Annotated in this window: 16 protein-coding genes; 4 read left to right on the forward strand and 12 right to left on the reverse strand. The window is 48.3% G+C overall.

The genetic code is table 11. The features are described 5' to 3' along the window. Window positions 1–75 precede the first annotated feature (75 nt). Window positions 76–684 (forward strand): cobalt transporter CbiM, encoded by a 609-nt coding sequence (cbiM, locus tag ACKU40_RS11910; RefSeq protein ID WP_320173017.1) that lies wholly within the window; start codon window positions 76–78, stop codon window positions 682–684. Window positions 685–742: 58 nt separating this feature from the next. On the opposite strand, the gene ACKU40_RS11915 is transcribed toward cbiM, so the two are convergent. Continuing rightward, complete coding sequence (locus ACKU40_RS11915; protein ID WP_320173018.1) at window positions 743–2,113, reverse strand: MATE family efflux transporter; 1,371 nt, start codon at window positions 2,111–2,113, stop codon at window positions 743–745. 190 nt (window positions 2,114–2,303) lie between these two features. Continuing rightward, complete coding sequence (locus ACKU40_RS11920) at window positions 2,304–2,576, reverse strand: HU family DNA-binding protein (RefSeq protein WP_015850656.1); 273 nt, start codon at window positions 2,574–2,576, stop codon at window positions 2,304–2,306. A 479-nt stretch (window positions 2,577–3,055) separates the two neighbouring features. On the opposite strand from ACKU40_RS11920, the gene ACKU40_RS11925 reads away from it, so the two are divergent. Both ACKU40_RS11925 and groL read left to right on the forward strand, forming a co-directional pair. After that, window positions 3,056–3,328 carry a co-chaperone GroES gene (locus tag ACKU40_RS11925; RefSeq protein ID WP_320007531.1) on the forward strand — a complete coding sequence of 91 codons (273 nt, stop codon included), beginning with the start codon at window positions 3,056–3,058 and terminating at the stop codon, window positions 3,326–3,328. A gap of 47 nt (window positions 3,329–3,375) precedes the next feature. Then, window positions 3,376–4,962, forward strand: coding sequence for a chaperonin GroEL (gene groL / locus ACKU40_RS11930; RefSeq protein ID WP_320173019.1), 1,587 nt, complete (start codon window positions 3,376–3,378; stop codon window positions 4,960–4,962). A 54-nt stretch (window positions 4,963–5,016) separates the two neighbouring features. On the opposite strand, the gene ACKU40_RS11935 is transcribed toward groL, so the two are convergent. The 7 genes from ACKU40_RS11935 to ACKU40_RS11965 form a co-directional block, all read right to left on the reverse strand. Further along, window positions 5,017–7,449, reverse strand: coding sequence for a glycosyltransferase (locus ACKU40_RS11935; RefSeq protein ID WP_320173020.1), 2,433 nt, complete (start codon window positions 7,447–7,449; stop codon window positions 5,017–5,019). 165 nt (window positions 7,450–7,614) lie between these two features. Further along, window positions 7,615–8,849, reverse strand: a protein-coding gene (locus tag ACKU40_RS11940; protein ID WP_320173021.1) for an IS3 family transposase whose coding sequence is annotated in 2 segments (ribosomal slippage) — window positions 7,615–8,495 and window positions 8,495–8,849 — 1,236 coding nt in all. Because the reading frame shifts where the segments join, the coding sequence is not laid out codon by codon here. 106 nt (window positions 8,850–8,955) lie between these two features. Next, a complete protein-coding gene (locus ACKU40_RS11945) occupies window positions 8,956–11,934 on the reverse strand; it encodes a phosphoribosylformylglycinamidine synthase subunit PurS (RefSeq protein ID WP_320173022.1) in 2,979 nt (992 codons plus the stop codon). A gap of 32 nt (window positions 11,935–11,966) precedes the next feature. Continuing rightward, window positions 11,967–14,453, reverse strand: coding sequence for an HDOD domain-containing protein (locus tag ACKU40_RS11950; RefSeq protein WP_320173023.1), 2,487 nt, complete (start codon window positions 14,451–14,453; stop codon window positions 11,967–11,969). Window positions 14,454–14,481: 28 nt separating this feature from the next. Continuing rightward, on the reverse strand, window positions 14,482–15,450 hold the full coding sequence (locus ACKU40_RS11955; RefSeq protein WP_320173024.1) for a polyprenyl synthetase family protein: 969 nt from the start codon (window positions 15,448–15,450) through the stop codon (window positions 14,482–14,484). A gap of 50 nt (window positions 15,451–15,500) precedes the next feature. Then, window positions 15,501–16,199, reverse strand: a complete 699-nt coding sequence (gene mqnB / locus ACKU40_RS11960) for a futalosine hydrolase (RefSeq protein ID WP_320176380.1) — start codon at window positions 16,197–16,199, stop codon at window positions 15,501–15,503. A gap of 14 nt (window positions 16,200–16,213) precedes the next feature. Continuing rightward, entirely contained in the window at window positions 16,214–17,524 is a 1,311-nt protein-coding gene (locus ACKU40_RS11965; protein WP_320173025.1) for a nucleotide sugar dehydrogenase, read from the reverse strand. 142 nt (window positions 17,525–17,666) lie between these two features. On the opposite strand from ACKU40_RS11965, the gene ACKU40_RS11970 reads away from it, so the two are divergent. Beyond that, window positions 17,667–17,876, forward strand: coding sequence for a DUF2065 domain-containing protein (locus ACKU40_RS11970; protein ID WP_015850645.1), 210 nt, complete (start codon window positions 17,667–17,669; stop codon window positions 17,874–17,876). Window positions 17,877–17,878: 2 nt separating this feature from the next. Here the strand turns inward: ACKU40_RS11970 and ACKU40_RS11975 are convergent, their stop codons facing one another. From ACKU40_RS11975 to ACKU40_RS11985, 3 genes are all read right to left on the reverse strand, one after another. Then, entirely contained in the window at window positions 17,879–18,610 is a 732-nt protein-coding gene (locus ACKU40_RS11975; protein WP_320173026.1) for a ubiquinone/menaquinone biosynthesis methyltransferase, read from the reverse strand. Next, window positions 18,611–18,808 carry a hypothetical protein gene (locus ACKU40_RS11980; RefSeq protein WP_320173027.1) on the reverse strand — a complete coding sequence of 66 codons (198 nt, stop codon included), beginning with the start codon at window positions 18,806–18,808 and terminating at the stop codon, window positions 18,611–18,613. It lies immediately after the preceding gene. Window positions 18,809–19,054: 246 nt separating this feature from the next. Beyond that, window positions 19,055–21,046 (reverse strand): hypothetical protein, encoded by a 1,992-nt coding sequence (locus ACKU40_RS11985; protein ID WP_320173028.1) that lies wholly within the window; start codon window positions 21,044–21,046, stop codon window positions 19,055–19,057. Window positions 21,047–21,064 lie beyond the last annotated feature (18 nt).

The following is a 21,064-nucleotide window of genomic DNA, read 5'->3' on the forward strand; positions in this document are numbered from 1 at the left end:
GTATGCAGCATCTGCCTCACAAATCTGAAATAAGATCTAGGGCTGTCCTACTCATTACTAATAAGGAATACGAGTATGCACATATCAGAAGGAGTCCTTTCACTGCCGGTACTTGCCAGCGGTGCGGTTGTAGCAGCAACAGGAACCATAATCGGCCTGAGAAAGCTTGATTCGGAAAAACTTGTTTCCGTAGCACTGCTCTCTTCGGTCTTTTTTATTGCCTCACTGATTCATATTCCGATAGGACCTTCCAGTGCACACCTGATCCTTAGCGGTCTCATGGGCCTTCTTCTCGGCTGGGCTGCTTTTCCGGCCATCTTTACCGGTCTCCTGCTGCAGGCAGTCCTCTTCCAATACGGCGGACTGACTGTAATCGGAGTAAACACAGCAACCATGGCCCTACCCGCAGTGGCCTGCCATTATATGTTTCGCCCGCTGCTCAAAAAAAACTTTTTCAGCATGAGCCTCGGAGCATTCCTTTGCGGTGCAGTCTCAATCGCTCTTTCCGCTCTCCTGACCTCTCTGGCTCTTTCCTTTACCGATGAAAGCTTTGTCTCAGCAGCACAGATGATTGTTTACGGACACATTCCCATCATGATCATCGAAGGCTTTATCTGCGCCTCAGCATACGGCTTCCTGCAAAAGGTCAGACCGGAAATGCTGCTTGCCACTCAGGAAACATAACTTCGACTTATACGAACAAATAAAGGCCGGGTTGATTTAAATCAACCCGGCCTTTTAATTACTCAATAACTCGCATACTCTCCCATTTACCACCCTTAAACCGCCGATAGAACGCTGCTGACAGAATAATTACATACAGGGTAAATATGGCCCACAGAAAATATGGACCGGAAGGATACACCTCTACTCCCATGTAGCAGGGAATTACCATCACCGCGACACAGCACAATCCAACACTCTTCATGACAAAAACAACATCACCGGCACCTTTCAGGGCACCGGAATAGACCAGCGCCATTCCGTCAAAAAGAATATATGCTGCAGTAAAAAGCAGAAAATGTGTTCCGTAATCCAAGACATCAGCAAAGACTGCATCAGAGATGTTCTCAGGACGGAACAATGACAGGAGCAATTCCGGGAAAACGAGATAAATCAATCCCATGAAAAGCATCCAGACGGTAGTAATATGAAAAGCGCATTTGGTGGCCCGCCTCGCATAATCCGGCCTGCCCTGTCCGATGGCCTGTCCCACAAGAGTGCTGACCCCTACAGCAATCCCGTAAGCCGGGAAAAACGACACTCCATCAATGGAAAGGACAATATTGCTGGCAGCGAGGATTACGGTTCCCAATCTCCCGACCATATACACAAAGAAAGTGACGGCGAAGATGTCGAGAAAAAACTGCACACCATTAGAAAGTCCGAATGAGATAAACCTCTTGAAGAGTTTCGGGTCAAAACGGAAATTGCTGCGTGTCCTGAAAGATTTTTCATTGGCTTTACTGAAAATAAGCGGAATATAGATACCTACAATTACCGCCCCGGCAGTAATAGTTGCGATGGCTGCCCCGCGGATACCCATCTCGGGAAAGAACCAGAATCCGTTGATCAGAGCATAATCCAAGGGAATATTAACTGCCGCACCGATCATATTGACCACCATGACCGTCCGGGTCAGCCCGCGTCCGGCAAAGAACCCTGAAAGAGCGGTATCAAGCACAGGAAGTCCGGCTCCGAGCATGAGTATACGGAAATATTGAATCTCAAGCTCCAGTACTTCCGGGGGATGCCCGCCCCGTTCCAGAAGCGGAGTCAGCCAGAATCCCATAACACCCAGGAGCACCCACGCTCCAAGAGCGAAATATATCCCCTGCCAAAGGCTTGATGCGACTCGTTCCGGCCTTGCAGCTCCGGTATACTGAGCAATAAATACATTAATATAACTGGCCACCCCCATAAAAAAAGAAATGAACAGAAAGGACATAATTCCTGCAGGCAAAGCGGCGGCAATGGCCTCCATGGAATAACGCCCAAGAAAGATGCGGTCTGTTACCTGCATTATGGTGGTGGAAGCCATACTCACCGCAAGGGGCATGCTTATATTAAGCACATGCTTATATCCAAACGGCTTGTTCCATAAAGAAATCATTTTCAACTCCGATAGCTTGAAACTCAGCTAGATATTATAATTAATTCGCGCATGACATTTTTTATCATCTTCAACGGGAAGCGCAGTGGAGCGAGAGGAAGGCTATGAGTATTCTTATACATTGTACACATAAAAAAAGCCGTTTCCGGAGTTACCCGGAAACGGCTTTAAAACTTCGTCAGAACCAGAATTATTTAACTGCGTCCTTGAGGAATTTTCCGGGAGTGAATTTAACGCCACGGGAAGCGGGAATCTGGATTGCTTCGCCGGTCTGGGGATTGCGTCCGGTGCGAGCGGAACGCTCTACAGTCTTAAATGTACCGAAACCTGTAAGGGTAACATTGCCTTCTTCTTTGAGGCCATCTTCGATTGCGCTGAGAACGCCGTCCAGTGCGGCAGATGCGTCTTTTGCACTCAGCTCCAGTTTTTCCCGGATTTTCTTAACAAGAACAGTTTTACTCATAGTTAACTCCTTCAAAAGTATTTTTTCCCGCGCTCAGGCGGCGGATATCCGTACCCCTTAAAGCCCACTACACCAGAAATTTAGAAAAAGCCATAGCGAAAAGCAAATCTTAGCCTGAGAGGATATTATATTTAGAAAGCACAAAAAAGTAACTTTTCGCCGGTGCAGCGGGCCCCTAAAATCAGGGCGGAATGGGGGATTACAAGCATTTACAAAGGAATGTCAAGCAGATTGCGTTAAAAGAGCTGGACGGTCTCAAATTTGGATCAAATCTCACAATCAAAACTGTTTAAAAAAAGCAGTATTTTTTTTCGACTCACGGTGTTGACATATCTGCAGACTGTCTTAATTTATGTCAGCTTCTGCGGAAGCATCCGGCCTGCTGAGAGACGCAGGCTTTGAAATTTAAAAGTATGATCCGCCATAAACTCGCGGATTACTTATCTTATCTAAAAAAGTCTATTTATTTTGGAGGAACCATGAATCTCAAGCCTTTACAGGATCGTGTACTCATCAAGCGTGTAGAAACCGAGCAGAAGACCGCCAGCGGCATCATCATCCCCGATTCCGCAAAAGAAAAGCCCATGAAAGGTGAAGTTGTTGCTGCAGGTCCCGGTAAAGACAACAACCCCATGACCGTTAAAGCAGGCGACGTAGTTCTCTTCGCCAAATATGCTGGTAACGAACTGAAAATCGACGCAGACGAATTCATCATCATGCGCGAAGACGAAATCCTCGCGATCGTCGAGTAATATCCCCTTAATAAATTAATTTTTTCCAGATCAGGAGAATATAAGACATGGCAAAAGCAATTGAATTTGACGTAACTGCACGTGAACACCTTAAAAAAGGTGTGGACACCCTCGCAGAAGCAGTAAAGGTTACCCTCGGACCCAAAGGCCGTAACGTTGTTATCGAAAAATCCTGGGGCGCTCCCACCATCACCAAAGACGGTGTGACTGTTGCCAAGGAAATCGACCTTGAAGACAAGTTCGAAAACATGGGCGCGCAGATGGTTAAGGAAGTTGCTTCCAAAACCAACGACATCGCAGGTGACGGTACCACAACTGCTACCGTTCTGGCCCAGTCCATCTTCGCAGAAGGTGTAAAGCTTGTTGCTGCAGGCCGTAACCCCATGTCCATCAAACGCGGTATCGACTCCGCTGTTGAAGCTATCGTTGAAGAGCTCGGCAAACTGGCCAAGCCCACCCGCGACAAAGCTGAAATCGCTCAGGTCGGCACCATCTCCGCTAACAGCGACTCCACCATCGGTGAAATCCTCGCTGAAGCCATGGACAAAGTAGGCAAGGAAGGCGTTATCACCGTTGAGGAAGCCAAATCCATGAAAACCGAACTGGACGTTGTTGAAGGCATGCAGTTCGACCGCGGATACCTCTCTCCCTACTTCGCAACCGACACCGACAAAATGGTTTGCGAATTCGAAGATCCCATGATTCTTCTTGTTGAGAAAAAAGTTTCCAACATGAAAGATCTGCTCCCCATCCTCGAGCAGGTTCTCAAAATGTCCCGTCCCCTGCTCATCGTAGCTGAAGACGTGGACGGCGAAGCTCTGGCTACTCTCGTAGTTAACAGACTGCGCGCCAACCTCAATGTTTGCGCTATCAAGGCTCCCGGCTTCGGTGACCGCCGCAAGGAAATGCTCAAAGACCTCGCAACCCTCACCGGTGCTACCGTTGTTTCCGAAGACATCGGCCTTTCCCTCGACGCTATGACCGTTGAAGGTCTGGGTACCGCCAAGCGTGTACGCGTAGACAAAGAAAACACCGTTATCGTAGACGGCGCAGGCAACGTTGAAGAAATCAAAGCCCGCGTTAAACAGATCGAAGCTCAGATCAATGATTCTTCTTCTGACTACGACCGTGAAAAACTTCAGGAACGCCTCGCCAAGCTCGTTGGCGGTGTTGCAGTAATCAAAGTTGGTGCTGCTACTGAAGTTGAAATGAAAGAAAAGAAAGCTCGCGTTGAAGATGCTCTGAACGCAACCCGCGCAGCTGTTGAAGAAGGCATCGTAGCTGGTGGCGGTACCGCCCTCGTACGTTGCGCCAAAGCTCTCGACGACCTCAAAGCAGGCAACGACGACGAACTGGCAGGTATCAACATCATCCGTCGTGCTGCTCAGCAGCCCCTGCGCATGATCGCTGCCAACGCCGGTTTCGAAGGTTCCGTTGTTGTTGAAAAAGTTGCCGCAGGCAAAGACGGTTTCGGTTTCAACGCCGGTACCGGTGTATACGAAGACCTCATTAAGGCCGGTGTTATCGACCCCAAAAAGGTTACCCGTATCGCTCTCCAGAACGCAGCTTCCGTGTCCAGCCTCCTGCTGACCACCGAATGCGCTATCGCTGACGCAGTCGAAGACGAAGAATAGTTCTGATATATAGATTAGTTGAAAGGCCCGGCAACGTTAGTTGCCGGGCCTTTTTTATTGCACTGCCGAACGTTTAGACAAATCCTCATACATAGTCCAAGTCTTCAAAAACTCAGCATCAAAGGAGCGCTTCTCTGTATATGTCCGTGCACTCTTTTTCATGTACTGGAGAAGTTCGGGATGATCAGCAAGGCGGACAATGGCTCTGGCTAGAGCATCAGCATTTCCTGCTTCGACAATTAATCCGGTGGTGTCTTCAATAAGGTTCTCGCAAGGCCCTCCGGAGTCAGTAACGATTACCGGAAGCCCGGAAGCCTGTGCTTCTAGGACCACGTTGCCGAACGTATCGGTTGACGAAGGGAAGACAAATACATCAGAACTGGCATAGCATGCGGAAAGTTCGTCACCCCCAAGATAACCGGTAAAGGTAACCGGACACCCTTCCAGCCTTTTCTTCATTTCCTCAAGGTATGGACCGTCACCGACTACAACAAGATGCAATTCCGGCCTGATCGTTGAGACCGTCTTAAAAGCTTCGGTCAGAACATCAAGATTCTTTTCCCGCGAAACACGTCCCACATAAAGTAGCTTAACCGCTTCCTTTACCTTGAAACGTCCATTATAGAAACCGTTGCGTTTTTCCGGTGTAAAGCGATTGATATCTACCCCACGAGGATAAACCTTGATCTTATGTGCTTTGACTCCCTTCTCTGCAAGTTCATCCCCGGTAGCCTCTGAGGGGACAAAAACCGTATCCATCTGATTGTAGAACCAGATCATAAATTTCCACGCGATGTCTTCAAGACCTGTGTCATCGGTGAAAGCCCGTACGTACTGCGGGAAGGCAGTATGATAAGTTCCGTGAACCGGAAGCTTGAGCAGCTTGGCAACAGCCAGTCCGGCCAGCCCGACAGGGCCGGGAGTAGCTAGGTGAAGCAGGGTGTAATTTGTTTCAAGGCAGTGAGCCAGCACACGCAGGAACGGAGGGTATTTGAATGAAAGTTCCGGGTATTCTGGAAGATCAAATTCCCCTGCCGGGGTGAAGTTTACGACCTGATCACTGGAACCGTCGGAGCCGCAAGTGATTACGGTCAGCTTCTTGTCATGTTTGCGGGCCACATCCAGCTGATGCTGCAAAGTCAAAGCCACGCCGTTCACATCACTGAAGGTATCGGTAAAATGGGCGATCTTGGTTTCTCCCTCCAACGGGTCGTTATGACCGAAAACGGAGAGACAGTCGCGGGCAAACTCACGTTCACTGGCAAAAAGTCCGTAGGACACAAAATACGGAGCCAGCAGGGTATACAGGGAACCAGCCGCGCCTATTGTATGGAAAACATCAAACAGGTTAGCACCCAAGGCACTATTGATTATCTTGTCACCCAGCCCTGAAAGTACCTTGTCAGTGGCATTTCCCACAAAACGGAACCACTCGTCTTCCAACTCTTCAGGGCTGTACCTGAAACCGCAGCTGATATTGCGGGCGCGTTCATCACTTTCAACGATCCGGTTGGCTTCGCGCAATAAAGCGGCCTGCACTGAGTCGGAAGTCTTGAAATATTTTTTCGAACGCTGACGGTAAAGAAAGTTCTGAAGCTTATCGAGGATAGAAGGATTCTCCTTATCGCCGGGATCAAGCACGTTATCTATGTATCGGAAGCATTCAACAGAACGTTTGAGCTTGGTACAATCAAAATGACTTTTGTAAAACTGGTAAGCAATACCGTAAAGATTGTGCGCCATTGTATGAGGAGTAGCCGCCTTGCCCTGAACCATACCCCGCCCTTCACTGACTGCCTTGAGCATTTCCTGCGGTGTATCAACATCAACGATCTCGGTATAAACCCGAGCGATGTTGATACCGGAATGGTCGTCCGAACCTCCGGTAAGCCCCTTCACCCACGGAGTCTTACCATATGGCTCTAAGCCGTGTTTGTCGGCGAGTTGGTCGATCTTTTCAGGTGTCAAGTTGTCTACGATGGTACGCAGGGCTGAATTCTGCATTTCATCACGGGTGCCGTTCAGCTCAAGGAGATTGAACATGAGCAAGGCCTGTTCGAAATGATCGGGGGTAAGCCTTTCATTTACCGCAAAAAGAGGATGGGCCAGCACGTGAACAATTCCCTGTTCGCGAAGATATGGAACCAGATCGAATACATTCTCACGCAGCTTTTGAAACTCACGATGGTGTTCCTCAGTGATGTCATAAGCCAGAACGTGCAATTTACAGCCGTCTTCCGGAAAATATGTGGTTATCTCTTCGCTGATGAATGCATTATCGAGGTGGGCGATTTCCAGACTGCCGTTAATGGTGTTGTGATCCGTAATAGTGACCATGTTCATGGACCGGGCAAGAGCTCTCTCATAGATCTTCAACGGTTCGGTAAAACTTTCCGGGCAACCCAGCTTCTGCAGAATCCACTGGGATGGACGGGTTGAATATTTTGAGTGTACATGCAGGTCCACCCTCACATTAGAACCTTTCATGGCAAAATCCTCCTGATAATTTCCGCATTGGCGCGAAGAAACTAACTGCTTATTTTTGCCTATGTTAATAAGGAGTGAAGGCTGTAACAGTCCCACGGTTGGGTTACGGTTCAGAGTATTTTCAGAGTGAGCCGTCCTAAAATAGATTGACGGTTAATTGGTTTACTACAGGGCTGTGGGGGTACCCCCACAGCCCTGTTTATGTATTTGGTTCGGTGTTTTCATTTTCAAACTAAGATGAGGACGTTCAGAATTATATATTTCAATAGACTCTTTTACGAGTGAATTTAACTCATCAAAGCTAGTGCATTTAACCACCAAAAATTCTTGTTTTAAAATTCCATTTATACGTTCAGCTAACGCATTTTGGTAACAATCATACCCATCTGTCATAGATGGGACCATTTCGGCTTTCTTGAGTTTGTTTTGATAAATGGACGATGCGTACTGCAATCCACGATCTGAATGGTGGATTGTTTTGTTTCGCGTTTTTCGGTTTTTGATAGCCATATCTAAAGCTTTAGTGGTCCCTTCGGCACTAAGATCAGAACTCAAATTGTGACCTACAATTTTTCTGCTAAAAGAGTCTGTGATTAGTGATAGATAGTATGTTTTATTTAACGTTTTTACGTAAGTTATATCACTAACAAAGACTTCTTCTGAATACTGAGGCTTAAACTCCTTCAATAAATTAGGATGTTTTTTGAGCCAATGCTTTGAATTTGTAGTTTTTGTGTAATTTTTTCTTGTTTTTATCAGTAAATGCTCTCTGCGCAATAATGCGAAAAAAGCATCCCGCCCAAGCTTGATTCCACGAGCTACAAATTTCTCACGCAATAAAAAATAAAGCTTACGCGTTCCCAGCCGAGGCATTCTGGCCCGCAGACTCAAAACAAGTTTCTTTACTTCTTGGAACTGTTTTTCCCGTACCTTATGGCGTTTTTCAGCCTGATATATCGATTGCCGACTCACCCCGAGCTGTCTACAGCAAGCAGATAAACTTATTTGCTTTGTTTCCTGAAGACCTCGTGCAGCTCGGGGGTAAGTTTTTTTCTTATGGAAGTACCCAGTTCTCTGTCAGAAATATCAATCATTTCGTTGAGAAGCATAGTTTTGATCTTCTCTTCCTGAAGCTCTTTTTCAAGACGCTTAATCTTTTGTGCTGGAGTCTCTTTGGATTTTGGCATTCTTTTCTGATGTACCATTGGCTTGCTCCAGTCAAGGCTGCCATGTTTACGAAGCCACTTTAAAACAGTGCTGCGACCTTGGATTCCATAGGCCCTTTGGGCCTGCTTGTAGGTCATTTCACCCTTTTCAACTAATGCCACAACGGACAATTTAAAGCCCATTGTGTAGTCCCGCTGAGTACGCTTTACTCTTTGAGTTTCTTCCTTTTTCATAAAATAGGTCCTTTGGGTGTAAACCTATTTCAGGACGGGACAGAGAAAACAAAAAGGCCGCGTTCCCCATGGAAACGCGGCCTTCAATTCTTATTTAACTATCCGGCTACCAGTTCAAGGTTTCCTTGAAAGCGGTAGCAAGTTCTTCGGTCTTACAACGAATAATACCGGTAGAACCTTCCATGAGGCCGAATGAGTTGCCGCCCACGGTCATACCGATGCGCTTGCAGATCTGACCTGCGAAGAGTTCCTCGAACTTGCCGGCATTCTCAGGAGCCACGGTCACTGCAAAACGTGATGCGGACTCACTGTAGAGCACGGACAAGGTGGACATGCCGTATTCGGTGGGTACGGAGCGAAGGTCAACTTCACAACCGATACGTCCGCCAAGTGACATCTCGGCAAGGGCAACACCCAGACCACCGTCGGAAAGGTCGTGGCAGGAGCTTACCAAACGCTGGCGCATGGCCTGGTTAAGGGTCATGTAGCGGGCCTTAGCGGTGAGAGCTTCAACATGAGGAACTTTGTCATGGACAAAGTTAAGCTGGGAAGCAATCTCAGAACCGCCCATTTCGTCACGGGTCAGGCCGAGCACATAAATGAACTCACCGGGCTTCTTAAAGTCGGAAGTCACGCACATATTGATGTCCGGGACAATACCAACAGTGGAGAAGAGTACGGTCGGCGGGATGGAAATTTTCACGCCACCGCCCTTGTAGTCGTTCTTCATGGAGTCCTTACCGGAAATGCAGGGCACTCCGAAAGCACGGCAGAAGTGTGACAGAGCCTGGTTTGCACGGACAAGCTGTGCCAGCTTGTAGTGGCCGTCAGGAGTGGATTCGGACTGAACCGGATCACACCAGCAGAAGTTATCGATACCGGCCATGTGGGTGATGTCGCCACCGACAGCAACTGCGTTACGGATAGCTTCGTCAACTGCGTTGGCCATCATCCAGTAGGTATCGAGATCGGAGAATTTAGGGCAGATACCGTGTGATACGACCAGACCTTTATCATCATCAAAGTCAGGACGAAGCACACCTGCATCAGCGGGACCGTCTTCCTCTTCACCAACCAGAGGCTTGACCACACTGCGGCCCTGCACTTCATGGTCATACTGACGGATAACATATTCCTTGCTGCAGATATTCAGACGTCCGAGCATATCTTTAAGCAGCCCGGTATGGTCAGCAACTTCCGGCTCACCGGTAAATTCAATTTCAGGACGTTCCCAGACAGCTTTAAGCTGCATCTGGGGCACGCCGTCATGCAGAAACTCCATACGCAGGCAGGCAACAGGCTTCTCGCCGTAACGAATGTTGTAGAGGCCGCTGTCGGTGTAAGTACCGAGGGCAGTAGCTTCCACATCCATTTCATCGGCAAGGGCCATGAACTCGTTCAGCTTTTCCGGCGGAACAGCGAGAGTCATGCGCTCCTGAGCTTCGGAAACAAGGATTTCCCAAGGCTTGAGGCCGTCATACTTGAGCGGAGCCTTGGCGAGGTCGAGATCACAACCGCCGCTGTCCTCGGCCATTTCACCGACAGATGAAGACAAGCCGCCTGCACCGTTATCGGTTATGGCGTTGTACAGGCCCATATCACGGGCGCGCATCAGGCAGTCGTACATCTTACGCTGGGTGATGGGGTCACCGATCTGGACCGCTGTTGCCGGGGAACCTTCATGCAGTTCCTCAGAGGAAAAGGTTGCACCGTGAATACCGTCCTTACCGATACGACCACCGGTCATAACGATGATGTCACCGGGCATGGCTTTCTTCTCGTGACTGAGGCGACCTGCGGATTCAACAGGCATGGTGCCGACAGTTCCGCAGTAAACCAGCGGCTTACCGAGATAGCGTTCATCGAAAACAATGGAGCCGTTTACAGTGGGAACACCGGATTTGTTACCACCGTGCTCAACACCTTCACGCACGCCTTCAAATACGCGGCGGGGATGCAGCAGACGAGGAGGCAGTTCTCCTTCATGGAAGGGAGAAGCAAAGCAGAAAACATCAGTGTTGCAGAGAAGGTTTGCACCCAGTCCGGTACCCATGGGGTCACGGTTAACACCGACAATCCCGGTCAGCGCTCCGCCGTAGGGGTCCAGAGCGGAAGGACTGTTGTGAGTCTCCATTTTAACGCAGACATTGAGCTTGTCGTTAAATTTGATAACACCTGCGTTATCCTTGAACACGGACAGACAGAAATCATCTTCGCCCTTTTCAGCGCGGATTTCCTTGGTGGTGTTCATGATGCAGGTTTTGTAAAGACTGTCCACAGTGGAGGAAACCCCGGTTTCCTTGTTTTCGTACTCAATCTTTGAGCTGAAAATCTTATGCTTGCAGTGCTCGGACCAAGTCTGGGCCAGAGCTTCAAGCTCAGCATCGGTAGGCTGGGCGGTAAGTCCCATTTCCTCACGCTGCTTAACCACTTCAGGATCAGCATAGTAATTACGGATGCAGTGGAATTCCTCAAGACTGAGGGCAAGGGTATTCTCACGGCTGAAGGCCATCATTTCGTCATCGGACATGGCAGCGAGATCAATAACCGCTACCTCGTCACTGGCCTTACCGGTAACCCGTGCAGCCTTGGCTTCGAATCCCGGAGACTTGACCCACTCATCTGCGGAACGGATTTCGTAACGCTGGATGAGTTCGTTAGCCAGCAGGTCTTTGGCTATATGGCTGACCTGCTCAAGACCGAGGTCTTCGGCAAAAAGGTACTGAGTGGAGGTGTATACTTTTACCGCCTCAACATCAGCAGAATCGGTAACCAGAATAACGGATTCCTTGGCAGTACGACCTTCGTTGTCAGTAACGCCGGGACGGAAGCCCACTTCAAGGTTCCAAGCGAAATCCTTGGCCAGCGGCTCCAGCGAAGGAGTATGCAGGACCGGGTCGTGCAAAACGCCCAGCTCCAGAACCTTTTCGATTTCGTCTTTTTCAAGACCTTCTACAGTATATACCTTGATGGTCCGGACTTCACCGGCATCAATACCGAGTTCTTCTTTGATCTTATTGGAAACTTTATGACCGTGGACATCACGGACATGGTCTTTAAGTGCGACCTCGACACGCCAGAGCATGGCTATCTCCTCTTAATGATTAAAGTCTGGACCTATTTGGCCCAGACCAGTACATTTCCGCCCAAATCCTTGGCTTCATATGTAGCTTTGTCAACGCGGTTCAACATGCTGACGGAAGTATCCCCTTCCTTGAGCACGGTAAGCCCCCCGCTGATTGTGACCTTACCAGAAAATTTCTTCTCCACCCGGAGCCTGATTCTGTTGCCTATTTTTTCAAGAGCCTCAGCCCGGACTTCGGTGACAATCACCCCGAACTCATCCCCTCCGTAGCGACAGGGAAAATCCATACCTGAGCGAAGTTCATTGCGCAGGATATCTCCCACGCCCTTAAGAACCTCATCTCCGACCTGATGCCCTTCATTGTCATTAACAGCCTTAAAACCATCCAGATCAAAGAAAAGCAAACCTACCGGACGTCCGGTCCGCCTGCTGCGATTAATTTCGCGGGCCATCAGGGTGTTGAACTGGGTATGGTTGAATAGATCGGTCAGACCATCAAATATAGCCTGCCGTTTGAGCTTGTCTTCCAATCTGCGGATAGCAGTCAGATCACGGGCAACAATAAGACTCTTCTCCCCTGATCCGGCAAGTTTGCTGACAACAAACTCAAAAGGTCTTCCGGCTGTATCGGTCCTTTTCAAAAGGACTTCAACCACAGTTTTATCCCGCTCAAAAATATCAGGCCCCCAGCGACCGGTAAATGTTTCGCTGGGAGAAGCAATATCAAAAATATTACGACCCAAAAATATCTTTGAAAAACGTGAAGATGCATAAGTAATGTTTCCGCGTCTATCCACGGTAAGCACTACATCGCGCATGGAATCAACAAGCCCTTCAAGAAAATCTCGCTGCTTAAGAGCCTGAATCTGACTCTCGGACATTTCCCTGATGTCTTCCATGACCACTGAAATCAGAGGCTCTCCACCACGGGTCTGCTTGTAAGCCGAGACATAAAGACAAGCATCACGAGGCATTCCCCCGGTCCTGAGGCTTACACAGATGATCTTGCTGAAAGATTTTTTAGCCTCGTCATCGATAAAAAACTTCCAACTTACACCAAGCCCTGCACCGAGACCGAGTTTGAAAAGATCATTGAAATTTTTAGTACCTGAGATAGAAGCCCCGCCAAGCAAGCGGATCATTGCCTCATTCATATCGATTAAATCGCCCTGAGAATCCAGGCTGGCAACACCCAAAGGCAAGGTGTCCAGAGTCTCGGCACGATCTTCAATCAAATGCTGCTTGGCGCAGTAATGCTCATAAGCCTGACCGATGAACCGAAAATAAAGTTTAAGGTTCTTTCTATCTTCAGACTTAATATTCTTGGAATTGAATCTAAACCTGCCGAACAAAATCTTCCGGCTGACAATATCTTCCCCATCCCCGCGCTTCTGCCACGGTATTTCATCGGCAGCGCAATTTGTTGCCGCCAACTCAAGACCGCTATCTTCAGCAACACGGTAAAATTTAAATTTATCCGTATGTGGAGACTTGAGAGCCAGCTCCCAATTGATAATATCCCAGCTCAACTTGAGATGTCGGCCTATTATCCGGGCAATGGAATCTATCCCGCCTTCAGCAGTGAGAAGTTCCAAACTCAGAAAATAACTGGATTGCAGACTTTTTATGGAATGATTGTAAAAGTTGGCATCCCCGCCATCCTCAGAAATGCCGAGAATCTTGAGCATGGATTGAAATTTTGTACGACAGACCTCCCTGAACCCCTCAATGGCTTCCTCATCCATATCAAGGGAACGCTGTAACTGAACTTCAAATTGCAGAACATTAAAGGGAGCGGAATTACTGCCTAACTCTAGTTCAGCCCATCTCGTAGCGAGAATAACTGCCTGAGTAGGGATATCAAAAGTATCTATCTCATCAATGGCGTGATGATGCTGCAATGAAGGACAATTGAGGGTGTCCATCTTCCAACGGGTTAAAAGGAGTTGGCTGAGAGCACCATGATTCATACCCCATATTTCAGTCTCGATATCGGACTGACCGGGACCTGATCTGGTAACCGAATCTTTCGAAATTTCATCCGGCAACTCTCCCGGAGCGGCACAACGCAGGAAAAACAGGGAGATATCCTTCAGTAAGCAGCAAAGGTAAACTTTATCCGCTTGCTCAGGACAGATTCGAGAGGCAATAAGCTGAGCAGAAATAGCCCCCCAGACGGTAAGCATCCAGTCATTATATATTTTGTAGTCATCCAGTTCCATGTGCTTACAGATATGCTTTTGATAAGTCACCGTGACTGCCAGATTAAGCAGTTCACGGGTGCCAAGCACAACAGCAGCTCTTTTGAAATCTGAAATTTCCTGAGAAAGACCGTAAAATGGGGAATTGACGAGGTTAAGAATGGTTGTTGAAAGAGCCGGGTCCATACTGATAATTTTACCCAGCACGGCAAAATCAGGCTCAGGCTTGCAGGCCTCCTGCATCAACTGAAGCATGACCGGAGGAAAGCTGAGTTTCATCATCAATCGTGGTGATTCAAGAATATCATCCAGACTCATAGCTACAGCTCCTCTCCATTAGTCTCACCTATTTTTTCCGGGTCAGCACAAAATCAGCTGCCTGCTTAAGCACCTGCTTTTCTTCACCTTCAGGAAGCGGGTCCAGACACGATTTGGCTTTTTCAACATATTCAGCTGCATAGGTTCTGGTTCTGGCTCCCAACCCGTGCTTTCTGATTTCAGCAAGCACATGATCACGTTTCTCATCCGAAATGGTATGGCTTTTAATTTCAGCAAGCAACAACTCTGCTTCATTGTCTTGTAGCATTTCAAGATAAAGAATCAAAGGTAAAGTAATCTTACCTTCTTTAATATCTCCGCCTTCAGGCTTGCCGGTATCATCAGAAGGGGATTCATAATCAAGAGCATCGTCAACAAGCTGGAAAGCTATCCCCATATTCAAACCGAAGTTACCGACGGCATCTTCCATCGCGCGATCATCGGAAGCAAGAATAGCTCCAAGACGGCAAGAGGTTTCAATCAGACGGGCAGTCTTACCGATAATGATATCCATATAGGTATCACGATTCATCAGCGGTTCTGAAATGTGGGCTATTTCAAGAATCTCACCCTCAACAGTCGCCATGATCCCGGAAGCGAGTACGGAACTGATCCGGGACTTACCGTAATCAGCACCGATCTTGTTGGCCAGAGCCAGCAAGACATCTCCGGCAAGTATAGTTTCGGTGGTACCGTAAACCAGATGCGAAGCCTCTACGCCACGGCGCAAGTCGGCATCATCTAAAATATCGTCATGAAGAAGGGTCGCGGCATGGAGGATTTCCAAAGAACCGGCCAGAGGATAGATATCATCTTTCCCGTAGCCCAATCCCCGGGCGGAAAGAATTGTCAACACCGGGCGAATCCTCTTTCCCGGCGCAAGCAGCACGTGTCTGGCTACATCCTTCACCAGCCCCTCAAGCTTAGAAATTTCCTCATCGAGGAAACCGTTGATAAGAGGCAGTTCCTTTTTAAAATAGGCTAATAACTCAATCATCCGCGTATGAATTATCCCGGTTGCGAAAGAACAAGAACAGTTTTGGGAAATCACCTGACCAGAGCTGAGCAGACCCGCCCCAACTCGGCAAGGGCTCCACGCAAATCCCAATCATTACTATCTCTTGATCCTACAAGGTTCGAAACAGTCCGCACCTGACATAGCCCCACCCCGACAAGGGCGCACACATACGCAGCCGCAAAACCTTCCATATTTTCTAAATCCGCTCCATATCTCTTTACATATGCAGCGGCTCCCTCAGCCGTGGCGGTCACCCCGCTCACGGTCAAAGACACAGCTTCGGGCAGTTTTTCAAATCGGTCAAGTCCTGATTCAAAAAGACTTTTTCCGGAACATAGCTCTACTTCGTTCCAGACCGGCTGTCCGTCAATCTCCGCAAGGCTGAATCCCAGGCCTTTAGGGTCTACATGCTCACCAGTTTTCAACCCGTACTCGGGCCAGACTTCTTTACTTACCACACAGGCGGAACAAAGAGGGAAGCGGTCAGGATTGAATGTCCCGGCAATTCCAGCCAGCACAACGATACCCACATCGTTTCCCGCCAAAGCCCGCCCGAGGGCGAAAGATATATTTATTACTCCGATTCCGGTAACCAGCAACAGCCCGGGACGAGTACCGAACATGAACTCCACAGGCTTGCCCTGCTCCAAGCGAGGCAGCTTGCAGACTCCACCCAGTGCGGCCTTCATCTCCTTGGCCGTTGCCGTTACAAAAAGAATCGGTTTCATCGACTTCAAGGAGGCTAAAGTCTCCAGTGCCTGATGCCGGCTTCTTCAAGAACCTCACGGTCAAAAAAGCACTTAACATCGATAATGAGAGCGTTTTCAGGATTTCTGAACCAACCCTTAATGGTATCAAGATCAAGATCACGATACTTATCATGGGAAACAGCCAGAATAACAGCCTCAAGATCTTTGAATTCATCAAAAGAAGAAGTGGTGATATTGTACTCTTCCACAGCTTCTTCAGGATCAGCATAGGCATCGTGAATAAGCACATCCACGCCGAAAGATCTAAGCTCGTCAACTACGTCAACAACCTTGGTGTTACGCAGGTCGGGAACATTTTCCTTAAAGGTCAGGCCGAGGACGCCTACTTTGGCTCCCTTTACCTTGCTGTCGCCGTTGATCATCTGCTTGATGGTAGTGTCGGCGATAAATTTACCCACGGAGTCGTTAATCTTGCGTCCTGCAAGGATAACCTGCGGGTGATGGCCGATTTCTTCAGCCTTGGTGGTCAGGTAATAAGGATCGACACCGATGCAGTGCCCGCCAACCAGACCGGGACGGAAAGGAAGGAAATTCCACTTGGTTCCTGCTGCTTCGAGAACATCAAGGGTATCGATGCCCATTTTATCGAAAATCATGGAAAGTTCGTTCATCAACGCAATGTTCAAGTCACGCTGAGTATTTTCAATAACCTTGGCGGCCTCGGCAACCTTGATGCATGATGCACGGTGGGTTCCGGCGGTGATGATGGAAGAATAGAGTTTATCCAGCAGATCAGCCACCTCAGTGTCGTTACCGGCAACAACCTTGACGATGGTCTGCAGGGTGTGTTCACGGTCACCAGGGTTGATGCGCTCGGGAGAGTAACCCACGCCGAAATCCTGACCATACTTGAGGCCGGATTTTCCTTCGAGGATGGGTACGCAAATATCTTCAGTCAGTCCGGGGTAAACAGTGGACTCATAAACAACAATTGAGCCGGCAGACATATTTTCGCCGACCATGGTGGAAGCACCTACGACAGGTCTCAGGTCAGGATTGCGGGCTTCGTCGATAGGGGTAGGCACGGCAACAATAATTACGCCGCAATCTTTAAGACGCGAAGCATCGGTGCTGAATTCAACATAGTTATGGAAATCATTTTCCAGTACTTCATTGGTACGGTCGAACCCTTCACTGAGTTCCTTAACGCGCTGTTCGGAGATATCAAGGCCAAGAACCTTAAATTGGCGACCAAGGGCAACTGCGAGAGGCAGGCCCACGTATCCGAGACCGACCACTCCGATAGTAGTTTTCTTTTCTTCAATGTCTGAGAATTTAATCATAACTTATTGTCCTTTATTGCTTAGATAACAAAATAAGCCCTTAAAACACTTACATAATAATTTCGGCCTGAAAATTTAATAAACAAACTTTGTCTCGGTAAGGGTAGACAGAATCAACCGGCGCATATACATAACTACCATTATGCATATCGATTGGTCCTTTCTTCTGTCCGCCCTTGGTCTGGCCTTCATTATTGAAGGGATTCCCTATTTTGTTTTTTCTGAGCGCATGCCCAGAATTCTTATTTCAATTATTGAGCGAGGACCGCGGCAACTACGCATTCTCGGGCTCATTGCCATGATATTCGGTTTGCTGCTCATATCTTTCGGTCAATCACTGACCGACTTATAACGCTACTCTTCAGTTTTTTCCGCTACGTGTATGTAAACAATCCCCGAAAGCAAGGGGATAAACATCACACGTCCAAAACCTGCTTCGCGCAATTCCTCAGCAAGAGCACGTTCATCCGGGAAAGCCCGGATAGTATCCGCCAGATATGAATAGGCCCCGGAATCACCGGAAACAACCTTACCCAGCAGGGGCAGCACCTTGTTGAGGTAAAAATTATAAACACCCTTCCAGATTTTCTTGCTCCCGGAACCGAATTCCAAAATACAGAACCGTGCACCGGGCTTGAGGGTACGCAAAACTTCCTTGTAGCAATCTTCGCGAGGAAGGATATTTCTGATGCCAAAAGATATTGTAGCCCCATCAAGGCAATTGTCAGGCAAAGGGAGCACCCTTCCATCCGCCTGAACAGCAGCAATGCTCTCGCTGCGTACGACATGCTTGCCTTCGAGCTTTTTTACCTTACCGCAAGCAAGCATCTGATGGGTAAAATCCATGGCCAGAACTTTCACGTCCGGATATTGACGCAAAAGTTCCACTGATACATCAAGTGTTCCGGCTGCCAGATCAAGCACCAGACCTTTTTTGCCGGGACGGACCAGTTTAACCTGACGATAACGCCAGTAAATATCCTGACCGGCACTCAAAAAATGGTTCAGGAAATCATACCACCCGGCAATCCTGCCGAACATATCCCGGACTTTCTTGCCGTGTTCCTGATGGGATACCTGCGCCATCTAGCGAGCATCTCCCTTGCCGTCTACTGCAACGTCTTCGGCAAGCTTGTTTTCCTGCTCCACAATGGAAGCCACAACATCAGCGTGGATAGCTTTAAAATGCTCAGAAAAATTTGAGGGGGAAACTCTTCCTACCTCGATAAATTTAACTACGATTTCCTTGGCGACCTGCAAAGCCTGCTTCTGAATCTTATCCATGGTGTATATCCTTAATTAGGCTTGAAAAAACCCCGCCCGGTGGGAAATGGCCACGACCTCCACAGGTAGGGCGCCGGGCGGGTAAAAAGAAGAAAACCTGTTAAGCACCCTTCTTTTGTGAGGCTCTTTAGCATGAGACCTCCAAATAGTCGACCCGCTTGACGGCTGATTTTTTTAGTATCTAAATTAAATCGGTCCGGCAGACATACGTCCACCGGACCGATTTAAAAGCATCATTTAAAAAAACTAGCCTTCGAGTTCACGGGCTAAGGCCGCAATCTCTTCACGGATAATCCGTGCGGCTTCGGCAGGCACTGCCCGCTCAAGTTTATCGGCAAGCAACTCTTCAACGGATTCCTTGAAAGATTCTTCAAGCTCACCCCTCATTTCATCAATTTTCTCTACCAGACGCGGAGCGAGATAATCTTCGATATCTTCAGTCAAGCGACTCTTGATGCGATAGAAAGCCGGAGAATCTGGATCAAGTTCTTTTTCAAGAGACTTGCTGACAACCTCTTCCACATCAGGCAGAGCTTCAATCTTTTCTTCGATTCCGGCCAGACGCGGTTCGAGGTCAGGTGATTCATCGAGACGGGATTCAAGGGCTGCTACACGCGGTTCATAATCTGGAGTTTCATCAAGGCGAGACTCAAGGGCTGCTAAGCGCGGCTCAAATTCCCGTACTTCATCAAGCTTACTCTCGATAGCCGCAATGCGCTCCTCAGCATCTGCGCGAACTTCTCGCAGTCCAAGTTGAACCTGATCGTTGACCTTATCACCCAACTCTTCAGCAGCGGCAGCGGCAATGGAGACAACAGCAACAGAATCGGGGCGGAGGGCTTCGCTGAGCTGCTGGCTTACAACAGACTCAACACCGCACCCCTGCATTACTTTTTCCTCGATCAAACGCATATTCTCAGCAAAAGCACTCAGATTTGACTCAAGAGTATCAACTTGAGACATGCGTTCGGTTGCGGATTCAAGAGCCTCTTCCAAAACTGCAATACGTTCAGTTGCATCATTAAGCGAAATTTCAAGGGCTTCAGCACGCTTGGCAGCAGAAGCGGCCTTTTGCTCAAGCTCTTCGATAATAGCGGCCTGTTCACCGAAATCAGCGGAGGCCTCAACCTCGTCAGCTGCCAGTTCCGCATCTAAGTCAGAAAAATCAATTTCTGTATCTTCAAGCAATTCGCCGAGATCGAGATCTTCGTCATCTGCATCAAGATCTTCTCCGGCAACCATTTCAAGATCAGCATCAATATCAATATCACCGGAGACAATCTCAGGCTCTACTGCTTCGCTTTCCTCGACGGCAAAATCTTCAACTTCAGGCTCTAATACTTCCGCGAGTTCTACATCAGAATCTTCTTCCTCAGCAGCATCTTCTAACAGATCAAGACCTTCTTCCTGAAGCTCAACCACTTCCTCATGATCATCGGACAGCAAGCCTTCAATGTCTTCATCCGCAAGAACATCTTCGCCAAGGTCACCCAGATCAACCTTGTCCTCTACTTCACCGAGCAGCCCATCAAGCTCATCATCGTCTGCACCGGCTTCTTCCAGCAGAGAATCAAGATTCTCCACCTCGATATCTTCGTCAAACAAAGAGTCTATGTCTTCAGCATCATCTTCAGCGACTGTAGCGTCACCGCCAAGGTCGTCGATAAGGCCATCCAGACCGTCAGCATCAAGCTCCCCGTCTTCAACACCGTCGGCAGCAAGGAGTTCCGCCTCACCGAGATCAAAATCAAGATCATCACCGGCATCAGCATCAACCGGAGATTCGGAAATTTCTGTTGCTTCCTCAGCAACCTCGCCGAGATCAATCACATCATCGACTTCTTCGACAATATCATCAAGCTCAAGGAGTTCGTCCCCGTCTTCATCAATATCGTCAAGCAAGAGGGTATCATCCTCAGCTTCCACAAAGTCATCCAGAACGAGAGCATCATCGTCATCCTCGACAACATCATCAAGCTCAATCAAATCATCACCGGAAGCCTCTTCCACAACGTCATCAAGCACGAGAAGATCGTCGTCAGAACCTTCATCGACAACATCATCCAGCACAAGAAGATCGTCTGAATCATCCATGGTCAATTCAGGCTCTTCAATTTCAAGGTCTTCAGAAAAAAGGTCTTCGAGTTCCTGCTCAAAGCTGGCATCAACCTTTTCAGCGACATCATTAAGGTCGAGAACCTCTTCCGCGCCTTTTTTATCCGGTGAATCCGGGGTCATAGACTACCCTCTTAAAAA

Source organism: Maridesulfovibrio sp. (assembly GCF_963666665.1).
Lineage (GTDB): Bacteria > Desulfobacterota > Desulfovibrionia > Desulfovibrionales > Desulfovibrionaceae > Maridesulfovibrio.

Excerpts from the sequence above, each read along its gene's own strand:
- cbiM (WP_320173017.1), top strand. The coding sequence starts at position 76 with ATGCACATATCAGAAGGAGTCCTTTCACTGCCGGTACTTGCCAGCGGT.
- ACKU40_RS11915 (WP_320173018.1), bottom strand. The coding sequence starts at position 2,113 with ATGATTTCTTTATGGAACAAGCCGTTTGGATATAAGCATGTGCTTAAT.
- ACKU40_RS11920 (WP_015850656.1), bottom strand. The coding sequence starts at position 2,576 with ATGAGTAAAACTGTTCTTGTTAAGAAAATCCGGGAAAAACTGGAGCTG.
- ACKU40_RS11925 (WP_320007531.1), top strand. The coding sequence starts at position 3,056 with ATGAATCTCAAGCCTTTACAGGATCGTGTACTCATCAAGCGTGTAGAA.
- groL (WP_320173019.1), top strand. The coding sequence starts at position 3,376 with ATGGCAAAAGCAATTGAATTTGACGTAACTGCACGTGAACACCTTAAA.
- ACKU40_RS11935 (WP_320173020.1), bottom strand. The coding sequence starts at position 7,449 with ATGAAAGGTTCTAATGTGAGGGTGGACCTGCATGTACACTCAAAATAT.
- ACKU40_RS11945 (WP_320173022.1), bottom strand. The coding sequence starts at position 11,934 with ATGCTCTGGCGTGTCGAGGTCGCACTTAAAGACCATGTCCGTGATGTC.
- ACKU40_RS11950 (WP_320173023.1), bottom strand. The coding sequence starts at position 14,453 with ATGAGTCTGGATGATATTCTTGAATCACCACGATTGATGATGAAACTC.
- ACKU40_RS11955 (WP_320173024.1), bottom strand. The coding sequence starts at position 15,450 with ATGATTGAGTTATTAGCCTATTTTAAAAAGGAACTGCCTCTTATCAAC.
- mqnB (WP_320176380.1), bottom strand. The coding sequence starts at position 16,199 with ATGAAACCGATTCTTTTTGTAACGGCAACGGCCAAGGAGATGAAGGCC.
- ACKU40_RS11965 (WP_320173025.1), bottom strand. The coding sequence starts at position 17,524 with ATGATTAAATTCTCAGACATTGAAGAAAAGAAAACTACTATCGGAGTG.
- ACKU40_RS11970 (WP_015850645.1), top strand. The coding sequence starts at position 17,667 with ATGCATATCGATTGGTCCTTTCTTCTGTCCGCCCTTGGTCTGGCCTTC.
- ACKU40_RS11975 (WP_320173026.1), bottom strand. The coding sequence starts at position 18,610 with ATGGCGCAGGTATCCCATCAGGAACACGGCAAGAAAGTCCGGGATATG.
- ACKU40_RS11980 (WP_320173027.1), bottom strand. The coding sequence starts at position 18,808 with ATGGATAAGATTCAGAAGCAGGCTTTGCAGGTCGCCAAGGAAATCGTA.
- ACKU40_RS11985 (WP_320173028.1), bottom strand. The coding sequence starts at position 21,046 with ATGACCCCGGATTCACCGGATAAAAAAGGCGCGGAAGAGGTTCTCGAC.